11 protein-coding genes are annotated in these 13,201 nt (G+C 57.8%); 3 read left to right on the top strand and 8 right to left on the bottom strand.

The genetic code is table 11. From position 1 onward, the window contains the following. The first annotated feature begins 137 nt into the window (after positions 1-137). On the top strand, positions 138-1,235 hold the full coding sequence (gene ychF, locus QPJ95_RS03395; protein WP_270920626.1) for a redox-regulated ATPase YchF: 1,098 nt from the start codon (positions 138-140) through the stop codon (positions 1,233-1,235). Positions 1,236-1,250: 15 nt separating this feature from the next. Then, a complete protein-coding gene (locus QPJ95_RS03400) occupies positions 1,251-2,174 on the top strand; it encodes a nucleoside hydrolase (protein ID WP_270920625.1) in 924 nt (307 codons plus the stop codon). Between the two features lie 91 nt (positions 2,175-2,265). Here the strand turns inward: QPJ95_RS03400 and QPJ95_RS03405 are convergent, their stop codons facing one another. The 5 genes from QPJ95_RS03405 to QPJ95_RS03425 all read right to left on the bottom strand — a co-directional run bounded on the left by QPJ95_RS03405 (position 2,266) and on the right by QPJ95_RS03425 (position 6,904). Further along, positions 2,266-2,487, bottom strand: coding sequence for a hypothetical protein (locus tag QPJ95_RS03405; RefSeq protein WP_270920624.1), 222 nt, complete (start codon positions 2,485-2,487; stop codon positions 2,266-2,268). 239 nt (positions 2,488-2,726) lie between these two features. Further along, a complete protein-coding gene (locus QPJ95_RS03410) occupies positions 2,727-3,716 on the bottom strand; it encodes a glycosyltransferase family 4 protein (protein WP_270920623.1) in 990 nt (329 codons plus the stop codon). A 42-nt stretch (positions 3,717-3,758) separates the two neighbouring features. Beyond that, positions 3,759-4,730: a glycosyltransferase family 2 protein gene (locus tag QPJ95_RS03415; protein WP_270920622.1), complete on the bottom strand. Its 972-nt coding sequence runs from the start codon at positions 4,728-4,730 to the stop codon at positions 3,759-3,761. 17 nt (positions 4,731-4,747) lie between these two features. Next, a complete protein-coding gene (locus QPJ95_RS03420; RefSeq protein WP_270920621.1) occupies positions 4,748-5,665 on the bottom strand; it encodes a glycosyltransferase family 2 protein in 918 nt (305 codons plus the stop codon). A gap of 3 nt (positions 5,666-5,668) precedes the next feature. Continuing rightward, entirely contained in the window at positions 5,669-6,904 is a 1,236-nt protein-coding gene (locus tag QPJ95_RS03425; RefSeq protein WP_270920620.1) for an oligosaccharide flippase family protein, read from the bottom strand. A 213-nt stretch (positions 6,905-7,117) separates the two neighbouring features. On the opposite strand from QPJ95_RS03425, the gene QPJ95_RS03430 reads away from it, so the two are divergent. Further along, on the top strand, positions 7,118-8,317 hold the full coding sequence (locus tag QPJ95_RS03430; protein ID WP_270920619.1) for a polysaccharide biosynthesis/export family protein: 1,200 nt from the start codon (positions 7,118-7,120) through the stop codon (positions 8,315-8,317). Positions 8,318-8,321: 4 nt separating this feature from the next. On the opposite strand, the gene QPJ95_RS03435 is transcribed toward QPJ95_RS03430, so the two are convergent. From QPJ95_RS03435 to QPJ95_RS03445, 3 genes are all read right to left on the bottom strand, one after another. Then, entirely contained in the window at positions 8,322-10,880 is a 2,559-nt protein-coding gene (locus tag QPJ95_RS03435; RefSeq protein WP_286018238.1) for an ATP-binding protein, read from the bottom strand. 39 nt (positions 10,881-10,919) lie between these two features. Beyond that, positions 10,920-11,438, bottom strand: a complete 519-nt coding sequence (locus QPJ95_RS03440) for a molybdopterin-dependent oxidoreductase (RefSeq protein ID WP_270920617.1) — start codon at positions 11,436-11,438, stop codon at positions 10,920-10,922. A 154-nt stretch (positions 11,439-11,592) separates the two neighbouring features. Beyond that, entirely contained in the window at positions 11,593-12,984 is a 1,392-nt protein-coding gene (locus QPJ95_RS03445; RefSeq protein ID WP_270920616.1) for a sugar transferase, read from the bottom strand. Positions 12,985-13,201: the final 217 nt, after the last annotated feature.

The raw sequence follows: 13,201 nt of genomic DNA on the forward strand, positions 1-13,201 counted from the left end.
AATCTGAGAGGAAAATCAATCCCGCCCGCGCAGTCGAGCCCCCTTAGGCCGCTCTGGTTTGGCGGAAACACGTCAGACTATGGCCATTTTGCCTGCGGGCGGCTATGAGCAGCGCAACACTTTATCAGGAGGCCGTTATGGGCTTTAAAATGGGAATTGTGGGGATGCCGAACGTCGGCAAGTCCACATTGTTCAACGCATTGACCAAAACCGCTGCGGCGCAGGCGGCCAACTTTCCTTTCTGCACCATCGAGCCCAATGTGGGCGAGGTCGGTGTGCCCGACGCGCGGCTGGATAAGCTGGCGGCGATTGCCGGCTCAAAACAGATCATCCCCACCCGGATGACCTTTGTCGATATTGCCGGCCTGGTCAAAGGCGCCTCGCAAGGCGAAGGCCTCGGCAACAAGTTTCTCGCCAACATCCGCGAGACGGATTCGATTGCCCATGTGCTGCGCTGTTTTGAAGACGGCGATGTGACCCATGTCGAGGGCCACGTGGATCCAGTGGCCGATGCCGCCACCATCGAGACCGAACTGATGCTGGCCGATCTGGAAAGCGTCGAAAAGCGCCGCGCAAATCTGGTGCGCAAGCTGAAGGGCAACGACAAAGAGGCGCAACAGCAGGAACGCCTGCTGGCCGCCGCTCAGGCCCTGCTGGAAGACGGCAAGCCTGCACGGCTGGTCAAAGTGGACGACGACGATCTCAAGGCCTGGAAACTGCTGCAACTGCTGACCAGCAAACCGGTACTTTACGTCTGCAACGTCGGCGAGGACGAATCTGTCGAGGGCAACGCCTTGTCCGCCAAGGTCGCCGAAATGGCCGCCGCCGAGGGCAACAGCCACGTCATCATCTCGGCCCAGATCGAGGAAGAAATCTCGCAGCTGGACCCGGAAGAGGCAGAGATGTTCCTCGGCGAAATGGGCCTGGCCGAGGCCGGTCTGGACCGGTTGATCCGCGCCGGATATGAGCTGTTGCATCTGGAGACCTATTTCACCGTTGGCCCCAAAGAGGCCCGCGCCTGGACCATCCGCAATGGCACCAGCGCCCCACAGGCGGCCGGCGTCATCCACGGTGACTTTGAAAAGGGCTTCATCCGCGCCGAAACCATCGCCTATGATGATTTCATCGCCAGCAATGGCGAACAGGGTGCCAAAGAGGCCGGCAAGATGCGCGCCGAGGGTAAGACATATATAGTGCAGGACGGCGACGTCATGCATTTCCTGTTTAACAACTGATCTCGGAGACCCGCCATGGCCGTCAAAATGATCATCGACACCGATCCGGGGATCGACGACGCCATGGCGATATTCTACGCCGCAGCAGCGTCTGATATTGATCTGCTGGGGCTGACCACGGTGTTTGGCAATGTCACAACCGACATTGCCACCCGCAACGCCCTGCGGCTGCTCGAAGCCGCCGGGCTAGATCTGCCTGTGGCCCATGGTGCTGATGCACCGCTGGTGCTGCCGCCCTTTGCCCCATCAGCCCAGGTTCACGGCGTCGAGGGTTTCGGTGATATTCCGCCAGCCCAGCCCAAGGGCCGCGCCATCGATGAAGACGCCGCTGATTTCCTGTGCCGCATGGCCCGCGAGCATAAGGGAGAGCTGGTGCTTTGCCCGATCGGCCCCCTTACAAATATAGCTATCGCAATCCAGCGCGACCCGGAGTTTGCCCAGAATGTCGCCCGCATCGTGATCATGGGCGGTTCGCTGAACGAGGGTGGCAATATCACCCCGCATGCCGAAGCCAATATCTACCATGACCCCCACGCTGCCGATGTGGTGTTTGCATCGGGCGCCAAGGTGGTGATGGTGGGCCTGGATGTGACCCACCGCATCTTATGTACGCCGACCGATTTCACCGCCATCGCGGCGCAGGCCCCCGAACTGGGGGGCATGCTGCAAGAAATGTCGGTGTTCTACCTGAAGTTCTACGAGACCATCGGCAAATTTGACGGCTGCTCCCTGCATGATCCGGCGGCGGTGATCGCCTGCACCCACCCCGAGCTGTTTGAGACCCAGCCAGTGCCACTAACGGTCTCCTGCGAGGGCGAAACCGTGGGCGCGACATTGGCCGCTTCAGACAGCCAGCGCAGCCCGGTCGATGTTTGCATCCACGTGCAGTCGGATGCCGTGAAATCCCTGTTCTTCAAGAGATTGTCCTTGTTGCCGTGAGCCCCCAGCCAAGCGGCCATGCGCCATGCCGACTTGTCGGGTTTTGGCGCTTGGCTCTGGCACTGGTGAACAGTTCTGGACAGACGATGCGTTATAATTTCGGAGGGTTCGGTTCAGCCTGAGTATCATGGCGCCAAGTGGCCAGATCGCTGTTGATCCAAGCCTTTACCCGCTCCAGCCCCGGGGTATTGCTGGTTTCCAGAAAGCGCAGCATCTCACGGGTGCCATGCTGATAACCGGCACGATAGCTTTCTTCCGGGTCGGTCTGCACGCCTTCAAATCCGAAGGGTCTTTTGAATTCACTGTCCGCCATGTCTATCTTCATCCTTTGCGTGCCAACAAGCTAGCCGCTTGCCGTGGGTGGCTGAGGTCTAGGAACCACGCCCTATGCTTCTGGGATAGTATCGCCGAACCACAATAACGATCGCTTAATATTGTCGGAAAAAAGGCAGTTGCCGAACAGTGATTTTCCCACCTCCGTCGCCGCAGAAATTCAATGAGACCGCCACCAACAAACAAGCTCTGTCGCGACAAGAGGGCAATGCGTCAGGGCTAAATGTTCTGCAAACATTTTTCCCAATCATATTCGAAACAGCTTGCTGTCTGGGCATAATCTGGCTTTTTGTCAGGCTCAACGTCGCAGGGTTTGTCCAGCGTCTGGACCGCATTTGTGATGGCCTGGGCCCAGGCAGAAATACTATGGTCATGCACCTCTATCGCACCGGATCTGATGTGATCCTGCAAGCCATCGGTGGTTGCAACAATCACTTTGCGCCCAGCAGACATGGCTTCGCGCGCCACCAGCCCATAGGCCTCCCATCGCGACGGCATCAGCAGCGCATCGATCGACCGCATTGGTTCCAGTGGATCATCGCAATGGCCATAAAAAGTGATCCTGGGATCGCAATAGGCCAGTTGCTCGAGCTCAGCCCGCAACGGACCATCGCCGTAGACTTTTAGCCGCAGGTCCGACCCGCTACACTCGCGAAAGGCCTGAATGGCAATATCAAACCCTTTCTGCTCGTGCAGGCGTCCGACCAGCCCAAAGACCCGCACTTGTTTGGGGGGGCTGGGCAGCGCTTCAAACCCGGTCAGTTCAACCGAGGATCGAATGACCGACAACCGGTCCTCGTCGATCAGATCGCGCCGGATCAGCCAGTCCTTTTGCGCATTGCTGACCGCAATAACCCGGTCGTATAGGCAGAATGCACTGCGCAGCATCGCAAAAAACCGGGTCTTGTTCAGAACCTTCTGCGCCACAAAACCTTGGGTGTAGCTGTGCTCCACATGGATCATCGGAATATTGGGGTGCATCGCCCGAAACCGCGTACGCGCTGCGAAATTCCGCCAGTTCAACGCCAGATGAGAGACAATGACATCGACGCCGCCTTCGGGCAGGGTCAACCTGTTGTTTTCCACCACGGCCATCCGATGCTTGGCGGTTTTAGCCAGGTATTTTGAACCCAAAATAGTGTCGATCACCCGCATGACACCGCCCGGTGTGGTGTCATCCGTGAGGTGCAAGATTGAAGCATTGCTCATGAGAGCCTCCCTATGTTGTTGCCGTTGGAGCATGGTCTCATCTCAGTGCCGCAGAGCCTCTGCAAGCCGCATCGGGTCATATCCGGTGCGGGCCAGAAATTCGGCGGCGGCCAGCGTGGTCAGTGTTTTCAACGGCTCCTCAAAAAGCGGCCTTAGCGACGCCCGGAGGAATTCATGCGCATATTTGCTCGCCTTGCCCCCATCCCCGGCGCTGATCGCGCGACGGGCGAGATAGCGCAGCTGGTAGGCCCGCGCGGCGGGCTCATGGCTGGCAAAGAAGCTGGGGTTCAACGGCCGCAACTTGTCAACCATGCGTGCCCAGGACGCAAACTGCTTGTTGGTGTTGGCTGACAGACCTTGGCCGGCAATCCGGTATTTGGTCAGATGGCCCGCAATGCCTTCGATTTCCCAGTCGGTGGTCAGCGCCAGGCGCAGCCAGCATTCGATATCTTCGGACTGGCGAAATGTTTCGTCAAAGAACCATTGCCGCGGGTGATGCTGTTGCGGCCTATAGGCAATGTCCATCAGCGCCGCGCGGCGAAACACCGCCACCGAACCATTGCCCACCGGGTTTCTCTTGAACACCTCGGCGGCAGTGATCGCATGCAGCCGAGGGGTCTGTTTCAGGCCCAGCGGCTGGCTTTCCTCATCAATCAGTATCGACCCCGCGTAGCTGAGCCCCACGTCCGGTGACCGATCAAGATGCCGGACATGACGGGCCAGTTTGTCTGGCAGCCAAAGATCATCCGCGTCACAAAAGCCAATATAGGCGCCCACCGCATTGGCAATCCCGGTATTTCGGGCCCCCGCCAACCCCCGGTTTGGCTGCTCAACCACATGAAACCGGGGATCTTTTAAAAACGGCTGGATGACGTCAGCCGTGCGGTCGGTGGACCCATCATTCACCACCACAACCTCAAAGTCCTGATAGCTTTGATTTTGCATCGATTTCAACGTCTCGGACAGGGTTTCAGTGGCATTGAAGGCGGGGACAATGATACTTGCTTTGGGCATCGGATTCACCTTTGATTTCAACGGGAGAACAGCGAACGGCACAGTGATTTGGGCAAGAGGGGCGCACAGATCGCGCAGATCGCGGTTGGCAACCCACTGCGCAGCGGAAACAAAAATGCGCGTGGGCTTTGCCGCAGGCCCGAAAACGTCAGGTACATGGCTGACGACCCGTAGTGGCCCAACCTGAGCGCCCGGCGCGCCAAGTAGCGCATATAGATGGCCTCGGCGCGCCGGTCGGGCTGGAACCCAAAGCTGCGGGCCGTTGCCAGGACTTTCTGACGCGATTGGGACATGGCGGTCAGGTCAGACGACAATCCTTGCGGGCTGGTGCGGTACCACACGTGCAGATCGGCAACACCGTTGAGGGTTGCGCCGCTGCCCACAAGGCGGATCAGCCATTCAAGATCCTCATTGTGGACCATATCGACGTCAAACCCGCCGCTTAGCAAAAAGGTCTTGCGGCGTATGGATATATTCGAGGTGGTGCACACCGGGTTTTCCCCCATCAGCAGTGGCACCGAGAGGCGGGCATTGGGCATCCGGGAATGAGCATCTGCCTTGCCGCGCTTGCGGAAAAAGGCAACCCGGCCAAAGATGCCATCTACCCGCTTGACCTTGAACTCCCGGTGCAGATATTCCAGTTTCTTTGGCACCCAAAGATCATCGGCATCACAGAAACAGAGAATGTCTCCGGCAGCGTAATGCGCCCCCATATTGCGGGCAGAGCTGGGGCCCTTGCCGTCATTGCGCAGCATTTTGATACGTGGGTCCGCCGCTTCCCAGCCCTTTAGCAGCTTGGCTGTTTCATCCGTTGATCCATCATCAATACAGATCAGCTCCCAGTCCCTGATCGTTTGAGACAACAGCGATCCAATGGATTCATTCAGTGTTTTTGCGGCGTTGAAACACGGCATGATGATTGTAAATTCGGGCATGGCTCAGACCTTTCTCAGTTCCTGTAGCGAGGGTTTCATCAGATGCGGCAGAGCCGCTGCGAGCAGTATGATGGTGGTGGTGGTCACATAGGCCGTCGCCATGGTGGTCAATCCGTATGGGGCGGTCAGGATTGCCGAGATAACCAGGGCGGTTGCCAGCATCAGGGTCACGGTGAACTCGATCCTGGGGCGCCCACTGACCCGCAGGCTGGCCGCAACTGAGGTCCAGATTGTCAGTGGCAGGGCGGCAAAACACAGCACCGAAACGGTCGGTGCGATATGGGCCCATTTGGCGCCCAGCAGCAGCGGCACATAGACCGGTGCAAACAGGGATTGCAGCAGCACAAATGGCAGGATGCAGGCCAGAGACAGCGTCACGGTGCGCCGCAGGGCTGCGTGCTGGTCCGCCTCTTGGCAAAGATGTGGAAACAGCACGATACCCAAGGCGGCGCAAAAGGATGTGGCCAGGCTCAGCCCGGCGTTGAAGGCCAGAAAGTAGATCCCCAGCGCCTTGGGCCCCAACAATGCGCCAACCACAATCTTGTCCGCATGCAGCCGCAGCGCTTTGACCAGCTCGATCCCGGTCACCGGCACCCCATAGGTCAGGAAGGGCCGCAGCGCAGCCTGTGGCGTCTCGCTTTTGCGCTGCCAGGGACGCAAGTGACGCACCGCCAGCAGCCAGACCGGTGCGGTCAGCACCCGCGGCAGGATCAACACCAAGGGGGAGGCCCAGATGAACGCCAGCGCAACAGTGATCAGATTTGCCCCGGAAACCTGAGCCGCAGAAATCATCGCAACCCGCTTCAGGCGGTTCTCACGCATCGCCAGCGCCACCTGCACCAGACCTGCAGGCATAAACAGATATTCGATGGCCATCAGCCCGATCAGGGCCCCGACGGTGGTCTGGCCGGCGAAATATAGCCCCAGCCCCAAAGTCGCCTGAACCAGTGTCAGCCCAACACAATAGCCCCAGAACAGCCGATGGGCCGCGTGGCACACCGCCTCAAGATCCTCTTGGTGAGCGGCGATGATACGTTGCCCAATGCCGTTTTCGGTCAAAGACTTCAGTACTTCACCTACAGCCAGCGCGGCGGCGGCATAGCCGACATTTTCAGCGCTCAAGCTCCGCGAAATAGCCACAACAACCAAAAGGCGGGTCGCCTTGCCAGAGATTTCCGACGCGCCAAATGCCATCAGGTTTGTTAGAAATGAAGGCGTGGAGAAAAGGGAGCGGAACATGTGAAACTCATATGTTGTTTCCTCCAACCTAGCCCTTGTCGCTCATCGGTGGCGGCCCCGCATTCGGAGCGGCCAGATCAATTCTGGTGCGCATTTGACCCATTGGGATAGGAAAACGATCCACCTGCATAAGGCGAACTAGACTTGGGGCTGGTCTATGGTTTGACTGAGCGAAAAAATAACAAGGTAGGGCATGTTTTGGTTGACCAGTGGATGAGACGTCTCAGCACGCTTTCTTTTGTGCTGCTTGCCAGCTGTGCCGCAACGGGCCACCCTGACAACATGGAAACCCAATCCGGTGACTATGGCTATCAGGCCCAGTATCGAGACATCGAGGTCAGCCGTGCAGATGCTGGTTTTCTCAAATCGGCCAGGCTCAACTCGGAAACCTGCCTTCCCTATCGGGGCGGAGCCTATGGCACTAAAATCAGTGGGGTCGCCAATAGCCTGCTGGGCGAAAAGCTGTCGCGCAATGATCTGATCGAGGTCCGGATTGGCAGCGACGAAGATCTCAGCGGCACTTATGTGATCTCCCGCGATGGCACTCTGAAAATGCCGTTTCTGCCGCCCATTCGGGCGCAGGGTCGCAGCACCACCGATGTTGAACGCGACTTGAAAAATACGCTTATCGAGGAGGAAATGTACGACAGCTCCCCCTCTGTTTCGGTGCGGATCAAGGATGTTGCCTCGGCGCTGGTCGGGGTGTCCGGTGCTGTGTTCGAGCCACATCAGGTCGAATTGGGCGGTGTGGCAGGTGATCAGCTTGATACCGGCCGGCAAGAGGCTCTGGGCGCCTCGACAGAAGCCCGCAATCTGTCTGCGGCGCTGCGTGCGACCGGTGGCGTGCGCCCGGATGCCGATCTGTCTGCAATAGAGCTGCGCCGCAACGGCAGGCTCTACAAACTGGATCTGCGCGGTGTCTTTGAGGGCCACAACATGGTCGATGTCATGTTGCTGACCGGCGATCAGATCTTTGTCCCCTCGCGGCAGTGTTTCCAGGATGACCTGATGCGCCCCAGCCCGATCAGCCCTCCGGGGGTGAGTGTCTTTATGTCGAATCTGACCCAACCAGCCTCCAGCAACGCAACCTCGGCTGTTGGCCGAGATGTTCGCGAAATGCCTTATGGATCGCGGTATTTGCAGGCCATTGTGGATCTGAACTGCGTCGGCGGCCCGCGCGCCACCAGTGCCCATCGGTCGGGGCTTTTGCTGTCGCGCAATCCCGTCACAGACGTCTCAATCGCCATCGAACGCGATATTGAGGATATGCTGCGCCGTGCCGACCGGGATGACTACGACCCCTTCATTCTGCCGGGGGATGCGCTTGCCTGCTATGACAGCACATTGACCAATGTCGCCGAGGTTGCCCGCGTGTTGGGCCTGATCGCGGTGGGCCTGTTGCTGAGCGAGTAAGACGCTATTCGGCGACAGATGCCGCTATGCGGTTTGGGTCAAGTGTCGCCCGGATTGAGGTCCAGACTTCGGAGAGTTTGGCGATTTCCATCACGCTGGCCGCCGCATCTGAATTTCTGGCAGCGATCTCAAGCTTTCCTAGCTTGGCAGCAAAATCGGCGGCGCCAAACAGGCTGGCGGTGCTGCGTATCCGGTGGCATTTCGATGCGATTGAGTCAAACCCCATCGTCACCAGAGGATCGGTTGCCAGTTCGTCCAACAAAGCATCGCCTTCGGCAAGGAAGCGGCCCAGGAAGCTGTCATATTCTGGCTGATCCAAAATATCCTGTGCCATTGGCGGACTGTCATCCAGCGGGCTCTCTGCCTTGCCGGCGTTGACCGGCAGCGATTTATCAAGCACCGCCTGCAGCGCCCGGCGCAGTTCCGGCAATTGCAGCGGCTTGCCAATAAATCCATCCATGCCACTGGCGCGGAAATGATCGGTTTGCTGCGGCAGCACGTTGGCAGAAAAGGCCAGAATTGGAACATCACAGAACGGCGCCGGAGCTTTTCGAATTTCCTGAGTCGCCTGAAGACCATCCATTCCGGGCATGCTGATATCCATCAGAATGACATCAAACAGCTCCACCCTCGCTCTGGCGACGGTGGACAATCCGTCTGCGGTTATGGTCACTTTGTGGCCATCCCGCTCCAGCAGCTTGCGGGCCACAAACGCATTGGTCTCGACGTCCTCCGCAACCAGGATTGAAAGCGATCGCTCTGCGGCTTTGACCTTTTCTTCCTTGTATGTGTCCGGCGGTTCCACGACCGAAAGGAAAGGCAGGCGGAGCCAAAAGACACTGCCTTCGCCGGGCGTGCTTTCAACACCGATCTTGCCACCAAGACGCTGCACCATGCGTCTGGCAATGCCCAGCCCCAGCCCGGTGCCGCTGCTGTCGCGCGTGAAGGTTGAATCACAGGTTTCAAAATCCTCAAATATCCGGGCCTGATCCGCTTGCGAAATGCCGATGCCGCTGTCGATGATCCGCAATTCAACGGTGCAGTCGCCATCGTTCGGAGTAAGCCGCTCTACCTCGATTCTGATCCGGCCGGCATGGGTGAACTTGATCGCATTCCCCACAAGGTTGAGCAGGACCTGTTCCAAAATGGTCCGGTCTGCCTTGACCCAGGCCAGCCCCGGCCCCAGCCACTCCCATTCGATGGTGGTTTGATTATGCCCCGCGTGGCCGCTTTGGCTGTCGACAATTTCTTGCAGGAATTGGCCCAGATGAAAGATGGAATGCGCCACCGCCGTTTTACCGGATTCGAATTTTGCAATATCCAGGATCGAGTTGACGTGATGCATCAACTGTCGCCCCGATATTTCCATGTTTTGGATGAAGACCCTCTGGTCCGCGTCCAACCGGGTTTTGCTGACCAAAGTCAGATTGCCCAACAGCCCATTCAGAGGCGTGCGAATTTCATGGCTCATCACCGCCAGAAAATTCGCTTTGGCTTTCTCTCCGGCCAGCGCCTGATCGCGGGCCTTGCGCAACTGGGTTTCGGCGTCCAGCTGATGTGAAATATCGCGGGCGAAGACAATGATCAGATCGTCGTCTTCCCCCTTGGCTGGCTGCAAGGCCAGTTCAATTGGGATGCGCTCCCCGTCGGCACGGATCGCTTCGCGCCGCACCCGCTCGGTCCCGGCCAGTCGGTTTTTGCCAGGCCGCAACAACCGGGCCAGCCCGGCCCGATGGACATCCCTCAGTTCAGGTGGGACAATCAGATCACCGATGCTCTGGCCCTTCACCGCCTCTAGGGTGTAGCCAAAGGTGGTTTCGGAAGCGGTGTTCAGATCCACCACTTTGCCCTTGGCATCGGCAACAATGATAGCTTCCCGAGTTGTTGATAAAATGGTCTGCATATGGGCATTGGTCCGCGCCAGCGCCCGGCCCCGCTCCTGTGTTTGGGCGTTGGCGAACATGGAATAGAAAGACAAGGCGCCCAGGGCGACCAGGATGGTCACCGAGATAATCGCAAGTTCTGTCAATGTTGCAAAAACCCGTGACCGTTGCTCATCGGATTGACGGGCGAAATGCCCCAGGCCCTGAATAAACAGGCTTCGGATCTGCGGTCGCAGCGCATTTGCCTGGGTCAGCAAGTCAGGAATGGCGGCCTGCAGAATGGCATCAGGGCCATCTATAACGGTGGTTGAGCGATCCAGGAAATCCCTCACCTCCGTAACGGAAATCAGAAACTTGTCGATCTCGCGCGTTGGCGCAAACAGCCTGCCCTTGTATAGTATTCCAACCCGGCTGTACAGGATATCAAAGTCCTTGCGGACAGCCGAAAGATCAGGCGTCCCGCTTGAGCGGGCCCGTTCAAGGGTCAGTAAAAAGTCGAGATACTCAATCTCGACCTGAGACAGCGTCCATTGGACGGTATCGGTATCGGCCGATCGCAATAGTTTCAGATCCCTGAAAACCTCTTGTCCGAACAGGACCAACAGTGGCAGGCACAGAGCGACCAGAGGCAGAAATAGCCAATTCTTGAGAAACAGAAATAATCTGGGGCGACCGGACACTTCGCGACCCTTTCTATTGGCGGCATTTACACCACCATATCACTCAACAATATTTAGTCGATTAAGTTGCCATATACTGCGTGAATAGATGGTTTCTGTGCGGTATTCTGGCGACTGATCAAAGGGATAGATAATCCACAGCGGACCCTTCTCGCGTCTGGGGATGGGCTGCCCGTCAATGGCAAAGGCAACAATGGGCCCTCCGGGCCGCGCATCGCTGATCGGGATCGCCACCGCATAATCGTTGAGGGCAATCGCCTGAATAGTGGTTCCTGTTACCTCGAGATGTTGCAGCAGACTGTACAGTGGCACCCCGGAAAACTCGTGCACACCCTGGGTCCAGATTGTCGATGTGACAATGTTTTGAACCGCAATGTTGCGAAGATCCTGAACGCTGAGCGAGAAGGATTGATCCGAGACCTGATCGCCGGTGACTTCAAGCACGGGTGTCGAGCTATCATCTGCCGTGCCCGCGGCACCCTGAGTTGCGACAATAGCAGCCAGAAACAAGGCTCGGGAGAAGGAAAAAATACCGTTGATTGTCATGGTGATTGTCATGGTGCACCTTTGTGTTTTCACGATCAGTTTCACACATGACCCAGGGGGTTTTCTGCCTCTCTCATGTATTAGGACCTATCCGAATGGATAGGAGTCCTGGATCGTTGATTGGAACAGGGATTGGTCGCAGGGCAATCCTGCGACCCGTAAGGTTTCAGTAGGCTCCGTGGCCTTTGAACACCGCCTGAAAGGTCACAGAGATCAGCGCCAGGTCCAACAGGATTGAGCGGGAGCGGGCATAGGCGATGTCCATATCCACCATGCGATCAAAGTCGACATCCGCCCGGCCAGAGACTTGCCAGATGCCGGTCAGCCCCGGTTTGACACTGAGGCGGCGAAGCGCCCGCTGAGAATAGGCTTCGACCTCCTCGGGGAGCGCCGGGCGAGGTCCGACAATCGACATCTTGCCAGACAGGATATTGACAATCTGAGGCAGCTCATCCAGCGAGAACCGCCGCAGAATTCGCCCAATCCTGGTCACCCTCGGATCATTGCGCGCCTTGAAACAAACGCCCTGGCGATCAGACATCGCAAGCAGCTCTTTGCGACGTTCCTCGGCATCCAGATACATCGAGCGGAACTTGTACAGAGTGAAGTGTTCCCCATTGCGGCCCACCCGTTTTTGGCTGAAAATCGGAGCACCGGGGCTATCGATGCGAATGGCGGCGCAGATCAGCACGAGCAGCGGAGCCAGCACGATCAATGCGCCCGCGCTGAGCCCGACATCCAGCAGTCTCTTGTGAATGGCATATCTGGAACTGTTGCGCATTGCATGTCGCGCAGCGCGCCACATAAAGGTGAAATTGCCCAGGATATAGCGCTGTGCCAGCCGTTTTGGCTCCATCGCCAGACGCCAGATCCATTCGCTTTTCACCTTGCGCAGCCACAGCGGTGCGCGTTTGACATTGCCGGCCCAGAAATCGAACAACCCGCCAACCGCCATCTTCAGCTCTGGAAGCAGTCTGTGGCCAAATCGGTCCAGCCAGAGCTCTTGCAATGGCACCCCCATGGCGACCAACAGAATGTCGGCACCTGACCCATTGATTGTGTTGATGGCGGCCTCAGCATCCGTCGCGCCGCCATAGCCATCAAGGGTTCCGGCAATGCGCAGCCCCGGGATCATTGACCCAAGCTGGCGAGCGGCTTTTTCTGCGGTGCCCGGACTGCCGCCAAACAGGAAAAGGCTTTTGCCCTGCCGAGCGGCGGCTTTCAGCAGCGGTGGCAAAAGATCGGTGCCGTTCAGATTGACCGTCAGCCTGTCGCCCTGCATCCGTGCCGCCAGCTCAATACCAATGCCATCGGGCAGCAGCAGATCCGCGCGCGCCAAGGCTGTGGCATAGTCCGATTGGACTGCCCTTATGTTTGCACAATGGGCATTGAGGAAAAACACCGTGCGCCGTCCCGGCTGCAAAAGACTATTGATCGCCGCCTGAGGAGACGCGTCGACCAGATCAACATTCATCACCGAGCACAGGTCCAGTTTTGGATATACAGGTGTGGCCCCCTGCGCAAAAAAATTGTCAAAGCCGCTGGACCGATGTTGCATAACGTGACTCCTTGTCGCTGGGTTCACTATTAACCTGCATGATCAATGGGATTGCCGGTTCTGGGCATCGGTATCGAAGCCGAAACGAAAGTGCCCAATCGGCATGATCGGCGGTCCAATCCCCCATCAGCATGGGGAAATTATCCATTTGGATATAAATCTGGCCTAAAGTCTCTCACGGTGCTCGCCATTTGCCCCTAGACTGGCAGTGTCCTGT

Origin of the sequence: Parasedimentitalea psychrophila (assembly GCF_030285785.1) — a bacterium.
Taxonomy (GTDB): domain Bacteria; phylum Pseudomonadota; class Alphaproteobacteria; order Rhodobacterales; family Rhodobacteraceae; genus Parasedimentitalea; species Parasedimentitalea psychrophila.